This is a genomic window from Chryseobacterium sp. D764 (assembly GCF_019317325.1).
In the GTDB taxonomy this organism is placed as follows: Bacteria; Bacteroidota; Bacteroidia; order Flavobacteriales; family Weeksellaceae; genus Chryseobacterium.
The window spans coordinates 29942-54331 of the sequence record NZ_CP079219.1 but is presented as its reverse complement, the minus strand read 5'-3'; the positions used below and the strand labels follow the sequence as shown (position 1 = coordinate 54331).

General features: G+C 36.3%; 23 protein-coding genes. 9 read left to right on the top strand and 14 right to left on the bottom strand.

The features are described from left to right. The first annotated feature begins 64 nt into the window (after positions 1 to 64). The 7 genes from KYG33_RS00225 to KYG33_RS00195 all read left to right on the top strand — a co-directional run bounded on the left by KYG33_RS00225 (position 65) and on the right by KYG33_RS00195 (position 5752). Positions 65 to 784, top strand: a complete 720-nt coding sequence (locus KYG33_RS00225) for a hypothetical protein (RefSeq protein ID WP_077414960.1) — start codon at positions 65 to 67, stop codon at positions 782 to 784. Between the two features lie 72 nt (positions 785 to 856). Next, the gene (locus KYG33_RS00220; RefSeq protein ID WP_077414962.1) at positions 857 to 1261 is read left to right on the top strand and encodes a hypothetical protein; all 405 of its coding nucleotides are present in this window, start codon (positions 857 to 859) and stop codon (positions 1259 to 1261) included. Between the two features lie 34 nt (positions 1262 to 1295). Then, on the top strand, positions 1296 to 1901 hold the full coding sequence (locus KYG33_RS00215) for a hypothetical protein (RefSeq protein WP_219072453.1): 606 nt from the start codon (positions 1296 to 1298) through the stop codon (positions 1899 to 1901). 205 nt (positions 1902 to 2106) lie between these two features. After that, positions 2107 to 3270 (top strand): iron-containing alcohol dehydrogenase, encoded by a 1164-nt coding sequence (locus KYG33_RS00210; RefSeq protein ID WP_219072452.1) that lies wholly within the window; start codon positions 2107 to 2109, stop codon positions 3268 to 3270. Positions 3271 to 3589: 319 nt separating this feature from the next. Continuing rightward, positions 3590 to 4054: a lipocalin family protein gene (locus tag KYG33_RS00205; protein WP_047383521.1), complete on the top strand. Its 465-nt coding sequence runs from the start codon at positions 3590 to 3592 to the stop codon at positions 4052 to 4054. A gap of 65 nt (positions 4055 to 4119) precedes the next feature. Beyond that, positions 4120 to 4776 (top strand): GDSL-type esterase/lipase family protein, encoded by a 657-nt coding sequence (locus KYG33_RS00200; RefSeq protein ID WP_219072451.1) that lies wholly within the window; start codon positions 4120 to 4122, stop codon positions 4774 to 4776. A gap of 10 nt (positions 4777 to 4786) precedes the next feature. Then, entirely contained in the window at positions 4787 to 5752 is a 966-nt protein-coding gene (locus tag KYG33_RS00195; RefSeq protein ID WP_077414970.1) for a tetratricopeptide repeat protein, read from the top strand. A 39-nt stretch (positions 5753 to 5791) separates the two neighbouring features. Here the strand turns inward: KYG33_RS00195 and KYG33_RS00190 are convergent, their stop codons facing one another. The 3 genes from KYG33_RS00190 to KYG33_RS00180 form a co-directional block, all read right to left on the bottom strand. After that, positions 5792 to 7144, bottom strand: a complete 1353-nt coding sequence (locus KYG33_RS00190; protein ID WP_077414972.1) for a DEAD/DEAH box helicase — start codon at positions 7142 to 7144, stop codon at positions 5792 to 5794. A 172-nt stretch (positions 7145 to 7316) separates the two neighbouring features. Beyond that, positions 7317 to 7826 carry a hypothetical protein gene (locus KYG33_RS00185; protein WP_228408707.1) on the bottom strand — a complete coding sequence of 170 codons (510 nt, stop codon included), beginning with the start codon at positions 7824 to 7826 and terminating at the stop codon, positions 7317 to 7319. Positions 7827 to 7918: 92 nt separating this feature from the next. Continuing rightward, entirely contained in the window at positions 7919 to 9565 is a 1647-nt protein-coding gene (locus tag KYG33_RS00180; protein ID WP_077414976.1) for an ABC1 kinase family protein, read from the bottom strand. 210 nt (positions 9566 to 9775) lie between these two features. Between KYG33_RS00180 and KYG33_RS00175 the strand changes: the two genes are divergently transcribed. Beyond that, a complete protein-coding gene (locus tag KYG33_RS00175; protein WP_167510741.1) occupies positions 9776 to 9940 on the top strand; it encodes a hypothetical protein in 165 nt (54 codons plus the stop codon). A gap of 62 nt (positions 9941 to 10002) precedes the next feature. Here KYG33_RS00175 and KYG33_RS00170 read toward each other — a convergent pair whose 3' ends face one another. Beyond that, positions 10003 to 11511, bottom strand: coding sequence for a carbon-nitrogen hydrolase family protein (locus tag KYG33_RS00170; protein ID WP_077414978.1), 1509 nt, complete (start codon positions 11509 to 11511; stop codon positions 10003 to 10005). 85 nt (positions 11512 to 11596) lie between these two features. Between KYG33_RS00170 and KYG33_RS00165 the strand changes: the two genes are divergently transcribed. Further along, positions 11597 to 11809 (top strand): hypothetical protein, encoded by a 213-nt coding sequence (locus KYG33_RS00165; protein WP_077414980.1) that lies wholly within the window; start codon positions 11597 to 11599, stop codon positions 11807 to 11809. Positions 11810 to 11865: 56 nt separating this feature from the next. Here KYG33_RS00165 and guaA read toward each other — a convergent pair whose 3' ends face one another. The 10 genes from guaA to KYG33_RS00115 form a co-directional block, all read right to left on the bottom strand. Beyond that, the gene (gene guaA, locus KYG33_RS00160) at positions 11866 to 13395 is read right to left on the bottom strand and encodes a glutamine-hydrolyzing GMP synthase (RefSeq protein WP_077414982.1); all 1530 of its coding nucleotides are present in this window, start codon (positions 13393 to 13395) and stop codon (positions 11866 to 11868) included. Between the two features lie 340 nt (positions 13396 to 13735). Next, on the bottom strand, positions 13736 to 14974 hold the full coding sequence (purD, locus tag KYG33_RS00155) for a phosphoribosylamine--glycine ligase (RefSeq protein WP_047383501.1): 1239 nt from the start codon (positions 14972 to 14974) through the stop codon (positions 13736 to 13738). A gap of 88 nt (positions 14975 to 15062) precedes the next feature. Continuing rightward, a complete protein-coding gene (gene purH, locus KYG33_RS00150; RefSeq protein ID WP_077414984.1) occupies positions 15063 to 16580 on the bottom strand; it encodes a bifunctional phosphoribosylaminoimidazolecarboxamide formyltransferase/IMP cyclohydrolase in 1518 nt (505 codons plus the stop codon). Positions 16581 to 16714: 134 nt separating this feature from the next. Beyond that, on the bottom strand, positions 16715 to 17278 hold the full coding sequence (gene purN / locus KYG33_RS00145) for a phosphoribosylglycinamide formyltransferase (protein ID WP_077414986.1): 564 nt from the start codon (positions 17276 to 17278) through the stop codon (positions 16715 to 16717). A gap of 153 nt (positions 17279 to 17431) precedes the next feature. Further along, positions 17432 to 18424, bottom strand: coding sequence for a phosphoribosylformylglycinamidine cyclo-ligase (gene purM / locus KYG33_RS00140; RefSeq protein WP_077414988.1), 993 nt, complete (start codon positions 18422 to 18424; stop codon positions 17432 to 17434). Between the two features lie 282 nt (positions 18425 to 18706). Then, on the bottom strand, positions 18707 to 19258 hold the full coding sequence (locus tag KYG33_RS00135) for an NADPH-dependent FMN reductase (protein ID WP_077414990.1): 552 nt from the start codon (positions 19256 to 19258) through the stop codon (positions 18707 to 18709). A 38-nt stretch (positions 19259 to 19296) separates the two neighbouring features. Then, positions 19297 to 20025 carry a pirin family protein gene (locus tag KYG33_RS00130; RefSeq protein ID WP_077414992.1) on the bottom strand — a complete coding sequence of 243 codons (729 nt, stop codon included), beginning with the start codon at positions 20023 to 20025 and terminating at the stop codon, positions 19297 to 19299. A gap of 377 nt (positions 20026 to 20402) precedes the next feature. After that, on the bottom strand, positions 20403 to 21755 hold the full coding sequence (locus tag KYG33_RS00125) for an MFS transporter (RefSeq protein ID WP_411267037.1): 1353 nt from the start codon (positions 21753 to 21755) through the stop codon (positions 20403 to 20405). Between the two features lie 65 nt (positions 21756 to 21820). Next, positions 21821 to 22339, bottom strand: a complete 519-nt coding sequence (locus KYG33_RS00120; RefSeq protein ID WP_219072450.1) for a nuclear transport factor 2 family protein — start codon at positions 22337 to 22339, stop codon at positions 21821 to 21823. A gap of 9 nt (positions 22340 to 22348) precedes the next feature. Next, the gene (locus KYG33_RS00115) at positions 22349 to 24208 is read right to left on the bottom strand and encodes a glycoside hydrolase family 13 protein (RefSeq protein WP_180565552.1); all 1860 of its coding nucleotides are present in this window, start codon (positions 24206 to 24208) and stop codon (positions 22349 to 22351) included. Positions 24209 to 24390: the final 182 nt, after the last annotated feature.

Below are 24390 nucleotides of genomic sequence, written 5' to 3'. Positions count from 1 at the left end.
AGCAAAAAAACATATTAATTTTTATTCAAGAATTCCTTAGTTTTGAAAGCTATTTAAACGAACCATGATTAAATTCAATTTTAACGCCAATGTGAATATTAAAAACAATGGAACCCAGCTTGACAAAAAGGGACTGAAAACTATTTTAATCATATTTGGAGTGTTTATGCTGGTCTTTGCTTTTTCAGCAATAGCTTTTAGCTCTTTTGCTTTTGGCAGTATGGAATCAATGCAGGAAAGAGTTGATGAGTACAATAAGCAGGTAGATGTCATCCACTCATTACCCGTTCTTAAATGCACCGTTTATACAGACCAAACGATCTCAGCTCCTCTATCAGGAAAAGATGCGGCATTCTATCTGCTGCGTGTGGGTACCGTCAAACAAAACAAACGATATAAAGAAATTTACGAAAAATTCGATTACGCCATGGCAGCAGGCTATCCCAAAGGAGCTCAACTTTTAATCAATGGGCAATTATATCCTATTGATTTTAATAGGTGTATCATAAAAAATCCAGATCAAAGAAATATGCCTTTTGTCTACGAAACTTATACTACCAGCGATAGAACACCCTACTATCTGCAAGATTATAAACCCAGAGGAACTCAAAAAATTTCCTTATTAAAAAATCTGCATCCCTGGATTCAGTCTTTTTTTGAACCTAGCGGGTTAAACAATCTTCTTGTCAATGAATACATTTTCAAGAATGGCGATTCTGTTTATATCAAAGGAAAAATTGAGAATAACAGGATTGTTCCTTTTGTAGAGCATATGGTCAACTAATTCTTTGAGATATATGTAAGAGTCCGTTTAATATAATTTTCATTAATTTTACTCTTACAACATCCATAATCCATGAAAAAAATATTTACTTTTCTACTCATAACAATTCTGTTTATCTCTTGTGAAAAAGATTGTTACAATGCACCTCTACCCATCATTTTTGAGTTCGTAAACTCCAACAATGAGAATCTTATTGCCAATGGAACATTGACCACGTATTCAGTTCAGGATGAAAACAATGTTAATATACAATTAACCAAAACCTCCGACAACAAGGTTATTGTAGAAAATGTAGGCGCCTATAACGGAACAAAAAATTATAAATTTTATTCTAATATTAAAAACCTTGATTTTGCAATACAGTCATCAGAATTTAAAGGAGCTTGTGATGGTTATCAAATCAATAAACTGACTTTTACAGGAATAGATATTGATGTAACTGATGAAAAAGGATATTATAAAATTGTATTGGAATAATTCTCTTTAAATTTGCACTGAAAACACTTTCTCTATGAAACTCATCATCGCTTTTTTCCTGATCCTTTCCAATCTGTTTTTTGGCCAGATCAAGGTTTCCGATGATTACAAGAAAATTCCTGATATCCTTGATACGGTAGATTATCTCTATCCTTTCATTGTTCCTGATAAAGACTATGCCTACTGGCGGGTGCTCAGCAATGATACTGATTATGAAAAAGCAGTGGTCTATGAAAGCCAGGCTCCCGATTTTATGACCATCAATGAGCCTGTTCCGGAAAGAGGTTTTTTCCAGAAATGTATAGGCAACAACTGCTTTTCATACATTCTTGCATGCAAAAATGAAAGATCAGTTTATTTTTCCAATGAACAGCAGTTAAGAGACTTTATCGGAACTGTAGACAATCTTCCTGAAGCTATTTTGCTCGCAAAAACGTATGGTTATTCGGTAGATACAAGCAACCGTTTTACCGGAGCTTATAAAATTGAGGACCGTCATATCTCTATGTATCTTATGCAGTCTAAGGGCTGTCCGGCTGTAAAAGAGTCTTTTTTGGTGAAGATCAACAGAAAAACCAGAAAGTTGGAAGCGAAAAGCAATGGAATCTATGCAAAGGATGAAAACTGCAGTCCATTATAACTTAGTTGGAAAATGCTAAGCCACAAGGATTCTTTATCCTTAATCTGGAAAACGACTGAATGATATAAAAAGGAATAATATCAATAGTTCAAAAACCATTAACTGCAATAGCTTTCATAAAATATAATAATAGCAATTTTAAAATTTCGTTAACTCAATTTTCTTTTTTCATTCCGTAAATTTGGGTTAAAATAAATTTAGAACAATGCTTAATTTCGAGTTTAAAAATCCAACAAAAATACTTTTCGGGAAAGGTGAAATTGCTAAAATTTCAAAAGAAATCCCTAAAGATGCAAGAATATTAATGATTTACGGAGGTGGAAGCATCAAAAACAATGGTGTTTACGACCAGGTAAAAGAGGCCTTGAAGGATCATGAAGTATATGAATTTGGTGGGGTTCCTGCCAATCCTGAATATGAAGTCTTAATCAATGCCTTAAGCTTTATTAAAGAAAAAAATATCACTTATCTTCTTGCTGTTGGTGGCGGATCTGTGATTGACGGAACGAAATTTATCTCCGCAGCAGCTAATTATGCTGGCGAACCGTGGGACATTCTGAGAAATTCAGTAAGAACTTTTGAAGGAGAAGGAATGCCATTTGGAAGTATTTTAACGCTGCCTGCAACCGGTTCAGAAATGAATTCAGGGTATGTAATCTCAAGAAGAGAAACTAATGAAAAATTGTCTTCCGGAGGACCGGGACTTTTCCCACAGTTTTCTGTATTGGATCCGGAGGTGATCAGATCTATTCCAAAAAACCAAATTGTGAATGGAATTACAGATGCCTACACCCACGTTTTGGAACAATACATGACTGCGCCTTCTTCTGCTGATCTTCAGGAAAGAATTGCAGAAAGCATTCTGATCAGTCTTCAGGAAACGGCTCCAAAAGTATTGGCTGATGATTTCAACTATGATGCTGCCGGAAACTTTATGTGGTGCTGTACAATGGCGCTGAACGGACTGATCCAGAAAGGAGTCATTACAGACTGGGCAGTACACGCAATGGGACACGAGCTGACTGCTTATTTCGGTATTGATCATGCAAGAACGCTGGCAATTATCGCTCCATCCCACTATCGTTACAATTTTGATGATAAAAAAGGAAAGCTGGCACAATATGCCGAGAGAGTCTGGGGAATCAAAGACGGAAGTGTAGAAGAAAAAGCAGAACTGGGAATCAAAAAAATGGAAGAATTCTTCCACAGCCTTCATATCAAAACCAAACTTTCTGAGTATACAGAAGACTTTAAAGGAACAGCTGAAAAGGTTGAAAAAGCCTTTACAGACAGAAAATGGTTAGGCCTTGGAGAGTATAAAAAACTAACTCCGCAGGATGCTTATAAGATTGTAGAGATGAGCTACTAGAAATTCAAAATTTAAGGTTTAAGGTTTAAGGTTTAAGGTTTAAAATTATACTGAGCCTTTAATTTTTGACTGGAAGAGTGGCAATTAATTCATATTGAAGCGGGATTTAGCCCGCTTCTTTTGATTTTATATGATCTTGACTAATTAGTTGTATATTCTTTAAATCAATTTCTTATGTTTTAGCGGCTTTTAGACGCCTGAAAATACTGATTATCCTCTCAAAATTATTCAATTTACAAACATTCGTTTAAAAAATCATTATTTCATTATAGATATTTCAAATTTATTTATATTTTAGCATATTCTTAAATTTGTGAAAATGAAAAAACAGCTACTTTTATTTGCCTTTTCTGCCCTGGCACTTACTTCTTGTAAAGATGACAATCTTGAAGCTTACGATATGGATATCATGAAGGGAGATTGGAAGGAAGTTAAAAGGGAAGTAATTTCCGGAAAAGATAATAAAACAGTGCTTTATACTGAAACATTAACTGGATGTGCAGCCAAAAACACTCTTTTCTTAAGAACAGACTATTATGTGAGCTATACAGCCTATACAGGAGAAGGTGCTGACTGTACTCCATCTCCAAAAACTGAAGGAAGATATACTTATGATGCAGATTCAAAAGTTATAGGAATTAAGTTTGGTGAGGAAGAATCACCTATCACCTACAGAGTTGATGTTTTGACGGGTAAAGATTTTAAACTTGCTCAGCAATCCGGAATTTTTGATATGGATGGAGATAAAATTCCTGATATCCCCTATGTTACTTACAAAAGATAAATCATAAAACTCCCGCTAATCGGGAGTTTTTTATTATTTTTATATCTAATTTAAAACTGAATATAATGAAGAAGATTCTATCAGCATTCCTATTGCTGTGTTTTGTTATTGCCTTTTCTCAGGAAAAAAAACCAATGTTCTGGCAGGACATTCAGGAATTCAAAAAGCAAGATCAGCAAAACCCGCCACCAAAGGATGCCATTCTATTTCTGGGAAGCTCGTCATTCACAAAATGGACTGATATAGCAGATTATTTCCCTAATCAAAAAATTATCAACAGAGGGTTCGGAGGGTCCAGACTTACAGACCTTAATGATTTTGCGAATGATCTTTTAGCTCCCTATCAGCCAAAGCAGATCATTATTTACTGTGGCGAAAATGATTTTGCAGACAACCATCAGCTAAAAGCAAAAGTAGTGGTTGACAGATATAAAGCTTTTTATAAAAAAATACGTGAAAAATTTCCCAATATTGAAGTTGATTATATCTCTATCAAGTACTCTCCAAGCAGAGAAGTGATCTGGCCGCAGATGAAAATTGCCAACAAGAAGATCGCTGCATTTATGAAAAAAGAACCCAATGCTGAATATATTGATGTTACTAAAGCGATGGAAGATGCTAATGGAAATGTAAGAAAAGATATTTTTGTGGAAGATATGCTTCATTTTAAGCCGGAGGGATATAAAATCTGGACCAAAGTGATCACTCCTTACCTGAAATAAACTATAACCCATGATAAAAAAAACAATAACCATTTTATTTTTCGTTTTATTCTACTCTCTTTCATTTTCTCAGGAGAAACCCAATGAAAAAACAGTTCTTCAGGAGCTCTCAGAAAATGCCTGTAAATGTGCTGATTCTATTCATTTGGCAAACAGGAAGAAGGAAGATATCATAAAAGATGTTCATGAATGTATTGACAAATACACGGGAGCGCTTCAGATCTCAACACTTTTGAAAGGAGCAGAAAAAGAATCTGAAAAAGCACCTAAAGTAAACGGGAAAAAGCAGATTAACCTGACTTTTAATACGAATAAGAATTCACAGCAATACAAGGACAGCTATAATGAGCTTGAACGTTATCTGATGCAAAACTGCGAGAGCGTGCAAAGAGCTACCAAAACTACTGAAACCAGTTATGACAAGTTCTCAAAAAATGATACGGCCGTTGATTTCTATGAAAAAGGCGTTGATGCAGGAAAAGCGGAAAACTGGAAAGAAGCTATTCAAAATTATGAACAAGCAGTAAAAATTGATCCAAAATTTATTTACGCATGGGATAATCTGGGAATTTCCTATAGAAGAATAGGGGAATATGATAAAGCTCTTAACGCTTATAAACAGTCATTGGCTGCTGATCCAAAAGGTAAAATGCCTTTACAGAATATAGCAATAACGTATGTTTATAAAAAGGAATATCAGAAAGCTATTGATGCGTATAACGATTTTGACAAAGTATATCCAGGTGATCCGGAAGTTTATTATGGAATGGGACAGGTCTACTTTACTCATCTGAAGAATAATGAAAAAGGTCTTGATAATATTTGTAAAGCATACAGGATTTATTCTGAACAAAAATCGCCTTACCGATCGGATGCTGAAAAAATGATAGGATATATTTATAAGAGTATGAAAGAAGAAGGTAAAACAGATAAGTTTAAAGAAATTTTAAAAAGCAACAATATTCAATTCGATTAAAAATAAAAAACGATTCCTGATATGGGAATCGTTTTTATTTTATTTCTTTCTTTTCGATTTTGATATTGCTTTCTGTTGGGACCTGTTAGCTCCAAACTTCTTAGGTGCTTTTCTTTTGGAAGGACCACCCCAGTTTTCTTTAGTATTTTTAGCTTTCTTATCATGGAATGCTCCTCCTCCATCATTCAGTTTTACCTGTGCAGGATTTTTCATAACAATCTGATCTTCTTCATCAGCGATCTTTTTAGGATTGATCTTAACTCCTTCCGGGAATTCATTAAATTTCAGATCTTTATCCATCAATAGCTCAATATCAAGAATCAAAGGTTCTTCTTTTTTAGTTACAAAAGTAACCGCTTTTCCTTCTTTGTCTGCTCTACCCGTTCTACCGATTCTGTGAATGTACTGTTCAGGAATATCCGGTGTCTCAAAGTTGATAACATGCGTAACATTGGAAATATCAAGACCTCTTGCCATTACATCTGTAGTAATCAAACCTCTCACTTCTTCATTCTCAAAGCTTTTCATAGCCTTAAGTCTGTAGTTCTGAGACTTATTAGAGTGAATCACGTCAAACTGTCCAGGGAAAAGCTCATCAATTTTAGTAAAGAGCATGTCGGCATGTCTTTTATTATTATTAAAAATCAAGACCTTGGACATATCTGTATCGCTCTTCAGTAAATGTTCAAGTAAGTTGATCTTAGTATTAAAGTTTTCTACTTTATAAGCAGTCTGTTCAATTTTCTCAAGCGGCGTTCCTGATTTTGCCAATGAAATTTCAATTGGGCTTGCAAAGTATACATCCAGCATTTCATCTACTGCTTCCGTCATGGTTGCAGAGAAAAGGATGTTCTGTCTCTTTGCTTTCATCATTTCAAAAATATGAGTAAGCTGCGGTCTGAAACCTAAGTTAAGCATCTCATCAAATTCATCAATGACCAATTTCTGAACTTCTTTAAGAGAAATAGCATTGTCTATGGAAAGGTCCATCACTCTTCCGGGCGTTCCTACCAAAATATCACAACCATCGTTGAACAATAGTTTTTGAGTATTGATATTTTTTCCTCCGTATATTCCGATTACTCTTGCAGTAATATTTTCTGTCAGTTTCTCAATAATTTCAGTTACCTGCACCACCAATTCTCTTGTAGGAACAAGCACCAAAACAGTTGGATTTCCTGTTTTGCTGTATTTCCATGTTTTCAGAACGGGCAAAAGGTAAGCTAATGTTTTTCCGGTTCCGGTCTGCGCAATTCCCATCACATCTCTTCCTGAAAGAATAGGCTTTAAGCTCTTCTCCTGAATGGGTGTAGGTTCAAATAATTCCAAATCTGCTAAAACATCAAGAATTTTAACCGGCAGGTCAAAATCTGCAAAAGTGAGTTTTTCCATTTTGCAAAGATAGGTATTTAATTAGAAGTTAAAAATTAGAGGTAAGGAATTGGTCAATAGTGAATTTTGCTTCTCAAGTGAATTGCCAATTTTCTCGAAGATAAAAAACAAAAAAACTTGAGTTATCCGGAAAAACAACTGATTAACCAGCAACCAGCAACTACTTAACTCTTTAATTTACTTTCACACTTTTACTGATAGTTTTAATATCGTCGTCTTCCCATTTGCTGGAGGTAACGATAACGTATCCTTTCTTTTTCGGATCTTTTTTGATGGGGAATTTATCTTCTTCCCATTGATTACAGTGAGTTGAAATAGAGGGCAATAACGGTTGCCATCCAGTTTTACTTAAAGTATAAACATAAAACGGATGCCAGCAGCTGGTACACCAGTTCGGATAAAAACCAATCTCCTCTTTTCCATCTCCATTAAGGTCTCCCAGATTATACAGGCTTCCTTGATTGGCTGGTGAAATTGTTATAGGCTTTATATTTTTATCACTGAAGTAAATAGTTGTTTCACACTTTCCTTCACATTCGTCACCACAGTCACTGACTTTTGTATAGACATATTCTTTGGTTCCGTTTCCGTCAAAATCTCCCTGAATATTCTCTGCACTGGCTTCCTGAGCCATACAAAATGAACTGAATAAGGTGATTGCTGTTATAATAATTGTTTTCATGGTAGGTTTTGGTTTTTAGTTGCGAGATCCGTGATTCGGGTTTTATGGTGCGGAATAGAAGAATTGTAATTCTTTCATTTTTAGTTTGTGTATCACTTCCTTGTCACTCTCAGTAAAAGTATTAAGACCAGAATAATTGAAAATACAAAACCTAAGACTGCCACTAAAGATAATTCTCCTATTCTCGGACCGGATTCTGAGCTAAAAACGATGGCTGTTGCAATTATATTTGCGCCTAAGACCATAGCCAGAATCAAATTGACAACACTGGATTTAATCAGCTGGTTGGTTTTGTCTATATTCTTGATCTCACTGGATACCGTAAATTTATTTTCATCCAGTTTTTGAAGAACAGAACGGAGCTCTTTTGGGATTTCATCTACATTATCTGTAAAATTCATCATCCGGTCCATACCTGTTTTTAAAAGATTTTTAGGATTTATTTTTTTTGTGAAAATCTTTTTTGTGTAAGGATGAAGACTTTTAACGATGTCCAGATCTGGGTTTATGCTCCTTCCAACACCTTCTATTAAGCTGATACCTTTGAATAAAAGATAGAAATAATCAGGCATATAGAGCCTGTTATCCTTTAAAATATCCTTCATCTTGTTGATGATCACCTGTACATTGATATCCTGCAGTGATGAGCTGTGAACAAAATTCAAAATATCTTCTACATCATTTTCAAACCTCCTTTCATCAGGTATTTCGTAGCTTATGGCCATTTTTTTGAGTGACCGTACTATTTTATGAGAGTTTTTGGCAACAAAACTTACGATAAGATTTTCAAGAATTTCTTTATCATTAGGCTGAATTTTTCCCACTGCCCCAAAATCTATGAAAACTATTTTACCGTCTTTTTTCACCAAAATATTGCCGGCATGAGGATCAGCATGGAAGAATCCATAGTCTAAGATCTGCGATACAAACAGCCTTAATCCTGCTTCGGAAACTTTTACAGGACTAATATCATTAGCCAGAAGTACCGATTTGTCTGTTACCTTTATCCCGTCGATGAATTCCATGCAAAGAATATTGTTGTTGGAAAATTCTTCGTAGACTTTGGGAACATATGTTTCTTTATTGTTCTTAAAATTCAGACGGAACTGCAGTATATTATTCCTTTCATTAGTCAAAGAAACCTCTTCAAGCAATGATCTTTCAAAGGTAGAAATGGCCTGTTTCAGATTAAGTTTTTCTCCTATTTCGGAATAGGCAGAGATCAGCTTTTCAATGTCTTTGATCAAAAGTAGATCATCTTCAATAACTGACTGCACATCAGGCTTTCTCAATTTTAAAATCACCGGACTGCCATCCAGCAAAATTGCTTTATACACCTGTGCTATAGAAGCTGTAGCCAGAGGTTGTTTCTGGATTTCACGGAAACAGTCTTTCACGGAAATATTGAATTCACTTTCCAGCGCTTCTTCTACGTCCATATCTACTGTTTCCACTTTGTCCTGAAGTTTCTGCAGCTCCTGAATCAATTCCGGTGGTAATAAATCTTCTCTGTTACTGAATGTCTGACCCAATTTTACAAAAGTAGGGCCAAGCTCTTCAAGAGCCAGTCTTATTCTTTCGTAAACGGTTCCTTTTGAAATAATCTCGTCTGAACCGGAAGTTTCTTCCGGCTTATTTCCTCCATTCATCCTTGCCAGCATATCTTTGAAACCATATTTACTCAATACGGAAATCAGTCTTGCGGATCTTTTCAGTTTTCTTTGCTGTTTGTCAAACATAGTCTATCAATAGTAGGTGCAATTTACTCCAAAAATTGTTCCTTTATGAAAAGAATTATTACAACAACATCAACATGGAAAGTTAAAAACAACAACACGCAATCAACCTTTTAAAGAATAAAATACATCAATAACAACAAAAACCATCATATATCATAAAAATTAATATATTTACAGCGTACAAATAAAACAAACCAAAAGTATTAAAACATGAAAAATTTACGTAACAACAAACTTTCAAGAGAGCAATTAAAAGGGATTGCAGGAAGCGGAATCATTATCGGAAACTGCTCCAACCAATGCTGCCCTACAGACGGAAGACCAAGATGTCCAAAATTGATCTGCCCTGCTGTAGTATGTCCTCAGTACATGTAATCAGCCCACTCAAAGAAAATTTTAGGTAAAATAAAAACAGAATGCTAATGCATTCTGTTTTATTATTTAAGATAAGTCTCATACAGGTCTTTCCTACGGTCTTTCATCACCTGAACCGAGCCGTTATGATGAAGATCCTTCAATAAGTTCAGGTCTACATCAACAATCAGGGTCATTTCTGTATTGGGAGTAGCCTCACCTTTTACACCATTAGAAGGGAAAGCAAAATCTGAAGGGGTAAATACAGCAGCCTGTCCGAACTGAATATCCATATTGTTTACTCCCGGTAAGTTACCTACACAACCCGCAATAGCTACATAACATTCATTTTCAATCGCTCTCGCAGCAGCACAGTGACGCACTCTGATATAAGCATTCTGGGTATCTGTAAGGTAAGGAACAAAAAGAATCTTCATCCCCTGATCAGCCAGAATTCTTGGTAACTCCGGAAATTCTACATCATAGCAAATTACAAGTCCTATTTTCCCACAATCGGTATCAAAAACCCGGATTTCGTTTCCTCCTTTCATTCCATAATACTTTTTTTCATTTGGAGTGATATGGATTTTTCGGTATTCATCAATACGTCCATCACGATGCAACAGATAGCTGACATTATATAAATCATTATTATCATGATCAAAAACAGGCATGCTTCCGGAAATAATATTGACATTGTAACTGATCGCCAGTTCAGAGATTTTATTTTTTATTTCCTCACTTAATTTAGCCAGCTCGATCATACTGTCTCTTTCTGAAAGCTTATTGAAGGGTGCTAAAAGCGGAGTATTGAAAAGTTCGGGGAAAAGAACAAAGTCTGACTTATAGTCTCCCATTACATTAACAAAGAATTCTACCTGCTCATAAAAAGCATCGATATTTTTAAAATGCCTCATCTGCCATTGTACTAATCCTAAGCGGATGATACTATCCTGCATTGTATTGGGCTTTTTGCTGTAATAGATATTGTTCCACTGCAGCAAAACAGCGTTTTCCAGTGATGATTCATCTTCGGGAAGATATTTTTTCAGAATCTTTATGGGAAGGAAGTTATTGGAAAGCTGGAAAGATAATACCGGATCATAAATTTCCTTATCTCTTACTCTTCGGATATACTCTCTTGGAGAAATCTCATCACTATATTTATGATAGTTCGGAATTCTTCCCCCCAGAATAATTGATTTTAGATTGAGCAGCTCACACAATTCTTTTCTGGCATCATACAATCTTCTTCCCAGGCGCAGTTCCCGAAATTCAGGATCAACAAAAACTTCTATCCCATACAATACATTTCCTGTTGACAAATGGGTATTGAATGTATAATTTCCTGTAATATCAACATAGGTATGGTCGTCCCCAAATTCATCATAATTCACAATAATGGACAGTGCTACGGCAGCCAATTTCCCGTCTACAGTGATACAAATCTGACCTTTAGGAAATATTCTCGTAAGTTTATCTATACTTTTTTTAGACCAGATAGATTCAGACATCTGAGGATACGCCCTTTTCATTGTCACTACCAATTCATCATAATCCTGAACAGTCAGGGGTCTCGTTTCTATTTGCATTTGATATAATTTTACTTAAATTTAGTGAAAATTTGTTTTAATAGGCTATTACTAAGCAAAACATTAACCAAAATATCAATTAGAAATGGCAATAATTTTTCTGAATCAAAGTAAATGCCCTGTTTGCAAAAAAACTTTAGATGAAGGACAGGATATTGTCCTATTTCCACCTTTTACCTCCGATAAGAATCATAAATTTTACTTATTCAATGATGAAGGAGTTCATCGTTCTTGTTTGCAAAAGACAGAATATGGAATAGCCGCATTGAAGTTTTTAGAAACAGAATTTCCATTATAAACAAAAAAATCCCACCCAAAGCGGGCAGGATTTATATTTTAAATTCAAGTCAAAGATTATTCCCACTCAATAGTTGCAGGTGGTTTGCTTGAAATATCGTACGCTACTCTGTTGATTCCTCTTACTTCGTTGATGATTCTGCTTGAAACAGTATCTAAGAACTCATAAGGAAGTCTGCTCCACGTTGCCGTCATAAAGTCGATGGTATTGGCAGAACGAACTACAGCAGTATATTCATACGTTCTTTCATCTCCCATTACTCCTACAGATTTTACCGGAAGAAGAACTACAAATGCCTGAGATACTTTTTCGTAAAGGTCATTTTTGTATAATTCTTCGATGAAGATATCATCAGCTTCCTGAAGGATTCTTACTTTTTCAGCATCTACAGCTCCCAATATTCTGATTCCCAATCCCGGACCTGGGAAAGGGTGTCTGTATACCATGTGGTGAGGAATACCTAATTCTTCTCCTACTCTTCTTACTTCGTCCTTGAAAAGCTCTCTTAGCGGCTCTAACAATTCGAAGTCCATATCTTCAGGAAGTCCACCAACGTTGTGGTGAGACTTGATTACTGCTGATGGTCCGTTGACAGACTGGCTCTCAATAACGTCAGGGTAAATAGTACCTTGTGCAAGGAATTTAGCGCCTTCAATTTTGTGTGATTCTTCATCAAAAACATGGATAAATTCGTTTCCGATGATTTTTCTTTTTGCTTCAGGATCATCAACACCAGCTAATTTTGTAAGGAATCTTTCCTGAGCATCCACCATTTTAATGTTCATATGGAAATGCTCTCCATACTGATCCATTACTTTTTTGCCTTCATCCTTTCTCAATAATCCCGTATCTACGAAGATACAAGTCAACTGATCACCGATTGCTTTGTGGATCAAAACTGCCGCTACAGAAGAGTCAACACCACCTGAAAGACCAAGGATTACTTTGTTGTCTCCTACTTTCTCACGGATTTCCTCAACTGTTTTTTCAATATAGTTAGTCAGTTTCCAGTTTTTCTCTGAGTTACAGATTCCAAAAACGAAATTTTCAAGCATTTTTCCTCCTTCTTCAGTATGAGATACTTCCGGGTGGAACTGAACACAGTAGATTTTACTTTCTTCGTTAGAGATAGAAGCAATTACTCCTGATTTTGCGTTCAATTCAAAACCTGCAGGCAATTCTCCTACTTCGTCAAAATGGCTCATCCAAACTACAGAGTTCTGAGTCACTCCTTTCAATAAAGAGCTTTCTTTTACGATCTCAAGGTTTGCTTTACCATACTCTCCCTTTTCTCCTTTATTTACTTTTCCTCCTAAAAGGTGAGCTGTCATCTGCATTCCGTAGCAGATTCCCAATACAGGAACTCCTTGTTCGTATAATTCTTTTTCAACCAGGTGAGCGTTTTCTGCATTCACAGAGCTTGGTCCACCGGAAAGAATAATTCCTTTTGGCTGTTTTGCTAAAATATCTTGTAATGGTGTATTGTAAGGTAAGATTTCAGAGTATACACCCATCTCACGGATTCTTCTTCCGATAAGCTGGTTGTACTGGGATCCGAAATCTAAAATAATAATACCGTTGTTCATTTTGAATTATGATTTATAAATTATAAATAATGAGGATTCTTTTGATTGTTTAATTGTATTAGAGTTTCACGATACTTTTGAGATTCCTACGGAATGACAAAGCCTGTATCATATCTGTTAATCAAAATATTCACTCAAAAACTGTTTCAGCAATTTATTTAGGTTTGGGCTAAAGCCATTTCTATCGCTATTTTTTTATAATCAATCGGGCTAAAGCTCGATTCTATTGATAGAATATAAAACTTAGAAAATCTACGGCTTATTGCTAAAGCCTACTGCTTATTCAACCGTTTTACAAAAAAAGACTTGGAATTGCTCCAAATCTTTTTTCGTGATTTTATTAAAACTTTCCGATGTCGTCTCTGTAGAAGCCGTAATCGAAATGTACATGACTTGCGTCTTCGTAAACCTTTTTGCGGGCATCTTCGAAAGTAGCACCTGTAGCTACAATGTTCAGAACTCTACCCCCGTTGGAAACCACTTTGTCTCCTTTGCTGATAGCTCCTGCATATAAAAGTTTACTATGTTTCAGCTTATCTTCCCCTGTAATTTCGAAACCTGTTTCGATGTTTCTTGGATAACCTCCTGAACACATTACAAGGCAAATTGCTTTTTCGTCTTTAAACTTAAGCTCAATGTCTTTTCCTTCCATACAATCCTGGATCACATCCAAAAGATTGTTTTCCATAAGCGCCATCAATACCTGAGTTTCAGGATCTCCGAATCTCATGTTGTATTCAAGAAGGTAAGCTCCGTTTTTCGTAACCATCAATCCGAAGAAGATGATTCCTTTAAATCCGAAACCTTCGGCTTTAAGACCTTTAATAGTTGGTTCTAAAATATTTTTCTCAAAATCTGCATAATGCTCCTGAGTAAATTCCGGGCTTGGTGCTATTGAACCCATACCTCCTGTATTAGGTCCTGTATCTCCGTTTCCAGCTTTTTTATAGTCTTTTGCTGCTACACATGGGAACAATTTTTCCCCGTTAGAGAAAGCAATGATAGACGCTTCAAAACCTTGTAAATATTCTTCAATAACTAAACGGATTCCTGCATCTCCATAGATTCTTCTGATCATGAAGTCGTGGATAGTAGCTTCAGCTTCTTCAAGATTGTCACAAATAACAACACCTTTTCCACCTGCTAAACCACTAGCTTTGATCACCAAAGGATATTGCTGTGTCTGCACATATTCTTTAGCATCGTTGTATGAATCAAATACTACCGCTTTAGCAGTTTTGATATCATAGGTCTGCATAAATTTCTTAGAGAAAGCTTTACTCCCTTCAAGGCTTGCTACTTTCTGAGTAGGACCGAAAACTTTAAGATCGTGTTTTTTAAATTCGTCCTTGATACCCGCTACAAGAGGAGCTTCGGGACCTACGATCGTAAGATCAATCTTTTCTTTAATTGCGAAATCTCTAAGTTCTTTAATTTCCGATAAATGAACATTTTTCCCTATTACATCGGTAGTAGCATTCCCGTTAGCAAAAAACATTTTAGAAATTCTTGAGTCATTCTGAAGCTTTGCCGCTAAAGCAGATTCTCTACCGCCTTCACCTATGATTAATATTCTCATACTTTTTTATTATCTAGTCTTATTTTACAAATATATAATTTTGAATGCTAAAAATACAATCCCTAATTATTTTTTAATTCTATTTTAATTAGTGGAAAAAGTGTCTAACACCTGTAAACATCATTGGGATACCGTGCTCATTTGCAGCTTCCACACTATCCTGATCTTTTACACTTCCACCTGGCTGAATAATCGCCTTGATACCTTCCTGAGCGCAGAAATCTACCACATCACGGAAAGGGAAAAATGCATCTGAAGCCAATACCAAATCTCCGGAGAATTTTTCTTTTGCTCTTTCGATAGCCTGCTGAGTCGCCCAGATTCTGTTTACCTGTCCGCCGCCGATACCGAATGCCTGAATTCCGTTGGAAACTACAATAGCATTTGACTTCACATATTTTACAACTCTCTGAGAGAAAAGTAAAGCTTTTTTCTGCTCTTCTGTAGGCTGTACTTCTGTAACGACTTTGATATCGTCAGAGAAGTGAGTATCATTATCCTGAACCAGAATACCACCATCTACTTTCACCCAAGTCTGTTTGTCAGAAACAGGGTTTACGATTTTGATAATTCTTAAGTTTTTCTTTTTTCTTAAAACTTCAAGAGCTTCTTCATCAAATTCAGGAGCCATTACAATCTCAAGGAATGTTTTGTTCAGTTCTTCCGCTGTCGCTGCATCAATTTTATAGTTCATTGCAACAATTCCGCCAAAGATAGAAACCGGATCACATTCGAATGTTTTCTGGTAAGTCTCCAATGCTGAAGTTCCGATTGCAACTCCACAAGGGGTAGAGTGTTTTACCGCACAACAAGCCATTTCTTCTTTGAACTCAGTCACTACTTTCCAGCAAAGGTCCATATCACGAAGATTGTTGAAAGAAAGTTCTTTCCCCCCAAGCTGTTCAAAGTCTTTCATTGCTCCATTCTCGAAAGTAGAAACATAGTAAGCTGCTGTCTGGTGAGGATTTTCTCCGTATCTTAAGTCAGCAACTTTTTTATAAGAAGCATTTAAATACGTAGGATATTCTTCGTCTAAAAGCATTCTTGAAATAGCTGCATCATATGCAGAGGTAAGGTTGAATACTTTTCCTGCAAGCTTTTTACGGGTCTCAATGTACGTATCACCGTTTTGTTCCATTTCCAGTTTTACAGTTGTGTAATCTTCCACATCTGTAATTACGGTAACAGAATCAAAGTTTTTCGCTGCAGAACGAAGCATTGAAGGACCTCCGATATCAATAAATTCTACCTTTTCGTGTAAAGAAATGTTTTTGTTCACATTTTCAAAGAAAGGGTAAAGGTTTACGATCACCATGTCAATCAGACCAATTCCGTGTTCCTGAACGGTTTTCATGTGCTCTTCATTATTACGAACAGCCAGCAATCCACCGTGAACTTTCGGGTGTAAAGTTTTCACTCTTCCATCCAACATTTCAGGGAAATTGGTTACCTCATCAATCTGAATAGGATTTAAACCAGCGTCTTTCAAATGTTTGAACGTTCCTCCTGTAGAGATCAACTCATAATTCTGAGCTTCCAAAAACTGCGCGAATTCTATTAATCCACTTTTGTCAGAAACACTGATTAAAACTCTCTTTTTACTCATTTTACTTTCAATTTTTTACTTTTTACAGCTATTTCAAACTGTATCCGGGTCTTTCACCTCCGAATTTACTTTATTTACTTAGATTTCTTTTTTATTAAATGTAACGATTAAATGATCGCCAAATTGTTACATTATCAGTTTCCCAGGACCTTATTGATCGCTATTGGAAATATTTCATATTCAATCTTGTGAACTTTCTGAGCCAATGTTTCCGGAGTATCGTCAGCGGTTACTTCAAAAGATTTCTGAAGAATAGCTTCTCCTTCATCAATGCCCGGCGTTACAAAATGTACAGTGGCCCCACTCTCTACTTCTTTAGCTTCAATGACTGCATTGTGAACGTTCATTCCCCACATTCCTTTTCCTCCGAATTTCGGAAGCAAAGCAGGATGAATATTGATTATTTTACCATTCCAGTTTTCACAGAATTCAGATTTTAAGATGGATAAAAATCCTGCCAATACAATAAGATCTGTATTTTCAGGGATTACTTTAGCCAGTTCACTGCTGAAATTCTTTCCTCTTGGAATGAGTATGCTTTCTATATTGTGATTCTTTGCTCTTTCCAGTCCGAAACACTCTCTGTCTGCCACTACCAAAGATACTTTTGCATTCTGGATTTCTCCAGCGTCAATGGTATCAATGATTCTCTGCAGATTGGTTCCTGAACCGGATACAAGTACAACGATGTTCTTCATATTTTTTTGGCAGCCTTGTCAAGGTCTAGAACCTTGACAAGGCCTTGAATATTGTTAACTAGCCCCGATTGCAGCGACATCCTTTTTTCGTTGCGGCCGCAGCGAAGCGGAGGCCGTGACGAAAAAGATACAGCGGAAAGCGGGATTAAGCTCCTAAAATTTTAAATCTATCTTTTCGCTTCCTTCTGTGATTTCTCCGATTTCATAAGCATCATCTAAAAGGTGTAAGATTTTTTCAGCATGATCCGCATTCACTACAATGATCATCCCTACCCCCATATTGAATGTTCCGTACATTTCCTCACGGGCTACTTCACCTCTCTTTTCCAATTCAAGCATTACACTAGGAATTCTGATTTTCGATTCGTCAATAGAAGCACAAAGTCCTTCTGGAATGATTCTTGGAACGTTTTCGTAAAGACCACCTCCTGTGATGTGAGCAATTCCTTCTACTTTCACTTCTTCCAATACTTTATGAATATCTTTATAGTATAGTCTTGTAGGAACTAAAAGTGTTTCATATAAAGGTTTTCCTTCAAATTCTTCTTCAAAATTTGGGAATACCTTTCTTACTAAAGAGAATCCGTTTGAGTGGAATCCAGAGCTTGGCAATGCAATAATTTTATTACCTGCCTGAATCTTAGAACCATCAATAATCTGATCTTTTTCTACGATTCCTACGCAGAATCCTGCAACATCATAATCTCCAGGCTGATACATTCCCGGCATTTCAGCAGTCTCTCCACCAATCAATGCACAGTTGTTATCTTTACAAGCTGCTACCATTCCTAAAACAATTTCTGCCGCAATTTCTGAATCAAGCTTTCCGCAAGCCAGATAATCAAGGAAAAATAAAGGTTTTGCTCCGTGGCAAAGAATATCATTGGCACACATTGCGAAACAATCTACACCAATAGAATCATATTTTTTAGTATCTAAAGCTACTTTCAGCTTTGTTCCTACTCCATCTGTTCCTGATACAAGAACAGGATTTTTGTATCCACCGATCTCATAGAAAGCACCAAAACTTCCCAAGTGGTTCAGTACATTGGAATTGTGGGTTTCACCGACCGCTTTTTTGATCTTGTCAACCGTTTTGTATCCTTCTTCTTTGTCTACTCCTGCTGATTTGTAAGTGTTGCTCATGTCTGCTTAGATTTTTAGATATCGGATTCAGATTTCAGATGATTACTTGTCTTGCATCTGATGTCTTATGTCTTTTTATCTTTTAATATTTCAATTACTTTTATACTTGATTTTAGAAAACAAAAAAGCCGACAATCTTTTCAGATTATCGGCCGTTATTTTATCTCAGAATTTCAGAGCCCACAATTTTCCCTTTATGAGAAAAACATTGTTTATAGGAGGTCTGAATTTTCATCTCTTTTCTTTTTGCAAAAATAGTAATTTTAAATGAATATTCAAATTCTATTTTTCAAGGATGGTTTCAATAGCCGCAATCTTGTTTATTTTTTCTTTTAACTCATTGATTTTCTCTTCATTAGAAATTTTTTGAGTTCCTTTGTCAAAATTATCATTAAAGAAAGGAAGTGAAAAAGTTTCCACCACATTTCCTCCGTGGAAAGGAAAACGCTTTGATGCAGCGTCTAAAACTCCTGCTCCACCTCTACCTCCGGGAGATGTAGACATCAATAGCATTGGTACTTCATTCCAAACCGTTCTGTCTTTGATTCTTGATACCCAGTCGAACACATTTTTGAATGCTGTAGAATAGGTTCCGTTGTGTTCTGCCAAAGCCACCAACAATACATTGGCACCGTCAATTTTGGCAGCAAAGTCATGAGCTTCCTGAGGAACACCACCAGCTAATTCTCTTTCATGCTTATAGATTGGCATTTCAAAAGGATTCAGATCCACTACTTCTACTTCTGCATTTTCAAATAATGTTGATGCATAGGCAACCAACTGCTTGTTCATTGAAACTTCTGAGTTACTTCCTGCTATTGCTAAAATTTTCATAGGTGAAATTTATTTTTTAAGATTACAAATTTAGTTTTTTATTTAAGATATGACGGCAGTTCCATTGGTACTTCCATTAATAATACTTCAGTGTCTTCTACAGCTTCAATATTAAAGCTCTGAGTATCCCAGATTCCCAATCCGTCTCTTTCATTCAGAACACGGTCTCCTATTTTTGCACTTCCTTTCAACACAAACGCATAAACTCCGTTTCCTTTTTTGTTAAGCATATAATTTTTGCCGTTTCCTTTTGTAAAATTGGCTAAATTAAACCATGCATCCTGATGAATCCAAACTCCTTCATCATTTTTATTAGGAGATAAAATCTGTTGGAATCCGTTAATCTTTTCACCTTCCTTGATACTTTTTTGATCATATCTCGGTTCAACATCCAGTTCTTTTGGGAAAACCCAGATCTGTAGAAACTTTACCTCTTCATCTTTATTTTTATTATATTCACTGTGCTTAACACCTGTTCCGGCACTCATCACCTGGATTTCTCCTTTTTTGATCACAGCTGTAGTTCCCATTGAATCTTTATGTTCCAAATCTCCTTCCAGAGGAATGGATATAATTTCCATATCCCTGTGCGGGTGCGTTCCGAATCCCATTCCCTGAGAAACGGTGTCATCGTTTAATACTCTTAAAACACCAAAATTCGTTCTGTCTCTGTTTTGATAGTTGGCAAAACTGAATGTATGGTAAGAATTTAACCATCCGTGATTGGCATGGCCTCTTGAATCTGCTTTATGATATACTGTTTTCATTTCTGTGATTATTTATGGTACAAATGTAAGACATGCAGGCATTTTAAAAGTTGATGTAGGGTAAGAAAGGAAGTTTATGGGGTAAAAGAATTGAGAAAGTAAAAATGGTGGATGGGTTGGAAACGCTAAGGCGCAAGGATTTTATCTGCGATAAAATTTCAAACTGTATACTATTTACTTCATAATTGAATGGACTAAATAGATTATATAAGTAAACGCAAACCTCTGTGTCATTTGTGAAATCTGTGGGAGACTATTACATTCTGTTATTTATTATAAATATGTGTTTCGGCTAAAGCCAATTAATAAATACCTTAAAAGAAAAGCGGGCTAAAGCCCGCTCCTATTGATATTTTGAATTTAAATTTATTCAATTTTTAAAAATGTACCTGTTTGATTTCTTCTTCAATTTCCTTAGGGGTTTCATCTTCTGATTTAACAAAAATCATGGTCACTACAGCTCCTATCAGCATGCAAACACCACCTACAACGACATAATCCATCGCTTGTTTTCCGAAAACACCACTTACAACCGGACCTCCAAATAATCCATTGATGATCTGCGGAATCACAATAAAGAAATTGAATATTCCCATATAGACCCCCATTTTTCTTTGTGGAATGACTTCAATAAGCATAGCATAAGGCATTGCCAGAATACTTGCCCAGGCAAATCCTAAACCGATCATAGAGATCCATAGGTTGTTGACATCTTTAATGAAATACATTGAAACAAGTCCAACACCTCCACATAATAAAGCTAAGGCATGAGTCTGCTTTTTACCGATCAGTTTCGCTATAGGTGTCAATAGAAATGCAAACGGAATTGCCCACAGATTGTACATTCCGAAAAGCTTCCCTGTTAAATCCCCTGCATCATTAAATGCTTTGGAATGGGTATCTTCCGGAGAAAGTCCAAAATGATGGGTTGCCAGTGCACTGGTCGTAAATACCCACATGGTAAATAATGCAAACCATGAAAAGAACTGAACAATTCCCAGTTTTTTCATCTGTATAGGAATTGCTGCAAAGTCTTTGAAGATATCTGAAAACTTAGACTCCTGTTGTTCTACCTCTTTTCCATCTTCAAAATCAGCGAATTCCTGTGGAGAATACTCTCTGGTTGTCATGATGGTGTACAAAATTGAGATGATAAGCAATCCTGCCCCTATATAAAAGGAGTAAATAACGTTATCTGCCACAAATCCCGCCGGGGCTTCGTTGGAGATTCCCATTTTCGTTAACCAATCCGGCAGATAAGAGCCCAATACAGCTCCGATTCCAATCAGAATGGTCTGCACCGAAAATCCTATTGTCCCCTGATGTTTCGGAAGCATATCTCCTACCAAAGCACGGAAAGGCTCCATTGCAATATTTACGGAAGCATCCATCATGGCGAGGAATATTACAGCTAACAAAAGCGCATTGGCGGCAAACATTTGAGTAACGGAAGCCGCATTAGGAAGTAAAACCAATCCTATTGCACACAAAACAGCTCCAATCAGGAAATAAGGTTTTCTTCTTCCCAACGGACTCCAGGTATTGTCTCCCATATGCCCGATGATAGGCTGAACAATCAAACCTGTAACGGGAGCAACGAGCCAGAACCAGGATAACTCATGAACATCGGCTCCTAAATTACCAAGAATACGGCTTGCATTTCCATTTTGTAATCCGAACGCCATTTGAATGCCAAGGAATCCCATACTCATGTTAATAATCTGGAGCATGGATAAGTTTGGTTTTTTTCTTTTTCCAAATGGCCCCGAATTATATATCCCTACCCTTTCTGCCATTATGACTTAAGTTTTTGAATTAATGCATCTTCGATAGGTGTTTTTTCAACCACCACTTTATCTACCACCTCATTAGGAACAGTCACAGAAAGAACGTATTGTTTTACCTTCCAGCTTCCGTTGATTTTTGCTACCACTCCGGAACCTCTGCATATTTTCATCTGGGTATCCAATAGTTCATCGAACCATGCCAGTTTTCCATCTTTGCTGAAGTAAATATTTCTTTTAAGGGCTTTAAAATTCCAGGTTTTCTTTTTGTCGAAATAAGGTTTTGCCCATACCATGAATTCTTTTTTATTCCATATTTCGGTAGCGTCTGTTCCAATGAAGGTAGATTCATCCGCAAAGAAATTAAAATATGCATTGTAATCTGCTTTTGCCGCAGCTACGTTGAATGCATCCAGCATAGTACTGATTTCCGATTTTTCTTTTTCAAATACGGTCTTCGACTGAGCATTCAATAAAGAAAATCCCAGTACAAAAAGGATTAATGTATAAGCAGTCGTTAGTTTTTTCATATGTATTAATTATTTTTCAAGTTCAATGATGAATGGAGTTTTTGCAGAAACATTTATAGTATTTTGCAACATAAATTCTTTTCCTGAAATAACTTCTTTTCCTTTTGTAAATCCATTAAGCGATTCGGCAAATCTTTTCAAGTCTAACGTCTGATCTTTTTCATTATTGTTGATGACCACCATTACACTTTCTTTTTCATTGTATCTGAAGTATACAAAAACTCCATCCTGAGGAACGAAATTTTTAGTTTTCCCATTATGGATTACGTCTTTGCCTTTTCTCCAGTTTAATAATTTTTGTGTAAACTGGAAAAATTCTTTTTGCTCCTTAGTCTGAGCAGATGGATTGAAGGCATTCTGAGAATCAGATTTCCAGCCTCCCGGAAAATCTCTCCGGATATCCGCATCACCTCCTTTCGTCTTATCTCCTCTCATTCCTATTTCTGATCCGTAATAGATCTGTGGAGTTCCTCTTACTGTTGAGATCAGAGTAAGTCCTATTTTGTAAGCGTCAGGACTTGCATTAAAGATTTCATTCCATCTTTCTGTGTCATGATTTTCAAAGAAAACCAGGAGATTATTGATATCCGGATAAAGGAAATCACTGGTAAAGGAATCGTAAATCCGGATCATGCCTTTATCCCAACCTTCTTTTTCTTTAAGAGCTTTAGGCATATTTTCAAACAGCATAAAATCCATTACCGAGGGCAAATTTGAATTGTATCCTTCTATTTCTCCTATTTTCGAATTTTTCTGCCATGCTGCAATTTGTGCTGCCGTATAAAGCCAGGTTTCTCCAACGATATTGAATTTCGGATATTCATCGGTAATGGCCTTAGCCCATTTTGACATGGCATCTTTATCGTTATAAGGATAGGTATCCACACGGAACCCTCCCAATTCTGCATATTCTATCCACCAGATTGCATTTTGAATGAGATATTTCAGAACCAGTGGATTTTTTTGATTAATATCCGGCATGGTGGTGTCAAACCATCCGTCCAGCGCATATTTTTTATCAATACCTGAAGCATTGGTATCGAATTGCGTTGTCGTTTTATAATTGGAACGTTTAAATCCTTTCTCGCCTTCATCAAACCAATGTATCCAGTCTTTTGAAGGAAGGTCTTTGATCATCCAGTGTGAGCCACCCCAATGATTGGTCACATAATCCATCACCAGCATCATATTTCGTTTATTCAGCTCTTTGGATAAAGTTTTATAATCCTCATTCGTTCCGTATCGGCCATCAATTTTATACAGATCTGTCTGGGCATATCCGTGATAAGAATACACTTTTTCATTGTCTTCATTTACCGGAGTCAGCCAGACTGCTGTAGCTCCCAGATTCTGAATATAGTCAAGATGATTGATGATACCGCTGAGATCTCCGCCATGTCTTCCATTAGGCAGAGTGCGATCTGCTTTTTCTATAAGTTCCGGTCTTGAATCATTTTTTTCATTGCCATTGGCAAAGCGATCCGGCATGATAAGATACATAACATCTTTTGAGGTAAACGATTCGCGGTTGGCAGATCCGGGATTCCTTTGCTTCAGTTCATAGGCATAGGAACTTAGATTTTTGCTGCCATTTTTAATCGTAATAGTAAACTTCGGAACATTTATTTCGTTGGTGTTTACAGTAATAAAAACATAATTCGGATTATCAACTTTCCGGATGTCTTTGATCTGTATTCCATCTGAAAGTGCAATCTCGTTATGGGCAACGTTTTTTCCATACACAAGAATCTGAAGTTCGGGATTTTTCATTCCTTTCCACCAGAAAGCCGGCTCTATTTTTTCCAACACTTTTTGGGAAAAGGCTGCAGAAGCTATTGAAAGGGCTAATGCTGCAAATATTGTCTTCATATTAGTGTTCAATTTAGCATTTAATTTTCATATAAACATTCAAAATATAGTAGAATGTCCCTTTTTTTCATCCTGACAACTGCAATTTTTCAAAATTTGGCATTCATTTTTTAACTTTTAGAGAAAAAACTTAAATTTTTCATAAAAAATTCATCCTAAAAGTTAATTTATCCCCCTTTTTA

Excerpts from the sequence above, each read along its gene's own strand:
- purN (WP_077414986.1), bottom strand. The coding sequence starts at position 17,278 with ATGAAGAACATCGTTGTACTTGTATCCGGTTCAGGAACCAATCTGCAG.
- KYG33_RS00190 (WP_077414972.1), bottom strand. The coding sequence starts at position 7,144 with ATGGAAAAACTCACTTTTGCAGATTTTGACCTGCCGGTTAAAATTCTT.
- purH (WP_077414984.1), bottom strand. The coding sequence starts at position 16,580 with ATGAGTAAAAAGAGAGTTTTAATCAGTGTTTCTGACAAAAGTGGATTA.
- KYG33_RS00200 (WP_219072451.1), top strand. The coding sequence starts at position 4,120 with ATGAAGAAGATTCTATCAGCATTCCTATTGCTGTGTTTTGTTATTGCC.
- KYG33_RS00210 (WP_219072452.1), top strand. The coding sequence starts at position 2,107 with ATGCTTAATTTCGAGTTTAAAAATCCAACAAAAATACTTTTCGGGAAA.
- KYG33_RS00225 (WP_077414960.1), top strand. The coding sequence starts at position 65 with ATGATTAAATTCAATTTTAACGCCAATGTGAATATTAAAAACAATGGA.
- KYG33_RS00215 (WP_219072453.1), top strand. The coding sequence starts at position 1,296 with ATGAAACTCATCATCGCTTTTTTCCTGATCCTTTCCAATCTGTTTTTT.
- KYG33_RS00165 (WP_077414980.1), top strand. The coding sequence starts at position 11,597 with ATGGCAATAATTTTTCTGAATCAAAGTAAATGCCCTGTTTGCAAAAAA.
- KYG33_RS00130 (WP_077414992.1), bottom strand. The coding sequence starts at position 20,025 with ATGAAAACAGTATATCATAAAGCAGATTCAAGAGGCCATGCCAATCAC.
- KYG33_RS00205 (WP_047383521.1), top strand. The coding sequence starts at position 3,590 with ATGAAAAAACAGCTACTTTTATTTGCCTTTTCTGCCCTGGCACTTACT.
- purD (WP_047383501.1), bottom strand. The coding sequence starts at position 14,974 with ATGAGAATATTAATCATAGGTGAAGGCGGTAGAGAATCTGCTTTAGCG.
- KYG33_RS00195 (WP_077414970.1), top strand. The coding sequence starts at position 4,787 with ATGATAAAAAAAACAATAACCATTTTATTTTTCGTTTTATTCTACTCT.
- KYG33_RS00170 (WP_077414978.1), bottom strand. The coding sequence starts at position 11,511 with ATGCAAATAGAAACGAGACCCCTGACTGTTCAGGATTATGATGAATTG.
- KYG33_RS00120 (WP_219072450.1), bottom strand. The coding sequence starts at position 22,339 with ATGAAAAAACTAACGACTGCTTATACATTAATCCTTTTTGTACTGGGA.
- KYG33_RS00115 (WP_180565552.1), bottom strand. The coding sequence starts at position 24,208 with ATGAAGACAATATTTGCAGCATTAGCCCTTTCAATAGCTTCTGCAGCC.
- KYG33_RS00135 (WP_077414990.1), bottom strand. The coding sequence starts at position 19,258 with ATGAAAATTTTAGCAATAGCAGGAAGTAACTCAGAAGTTTCAATGAAC.
- KYG33_RS00180 (WP_077414976.1), bottom strand. The coding sequence starts at position 9,565 with ATGTTTGACAAACAGCAAAGAAAACTGAAAAGATCCGCAAGACTGATT.
- KYG33_RS00220 (WP_077414962.1), top strand. The coding sequence starts at position 857 with ATGAAAAAAATATTTACTTTTCTACTCATAACAATTCTGTTTATCTCT.
- KYG33_RS00185 (WP_228408707.1), bottom strand. The coding sequence starts at position 7,826 with ATGAAAACAATTATTATAACAGCAATCACCTTATTCAGTTCATTTTGT.
- KYG33_RS00175 (WP_167510741.1), top strand. The coding sequence starts at position 9,776 with ATGAAAAATTTACGTAACAACAAACTTTCAAGAGAGCAATTAAAAGGG.
- purM (WP_077414988.1), bottom strand. The coding sequence starts at position 18,424 with ATGAGCAACACTTACAAATCAGCAGGAGTAGACAAAGAAGAAGGATAC.
- guaA (WP_077414982.1), bottom strand. The coding sequence starts at position 13,395 with ATGAACAACGGTATTATTATTTTAGATTTCGGATCCCAGTACAACCAG.
- KYG33_RS00125 (WP_411267037.1), bottom strand. The coding sequence starts at position 21,755 with ATGCTCCAGATTATTAACATGAGTATGGGATTCCTTGGCATTCAAATG.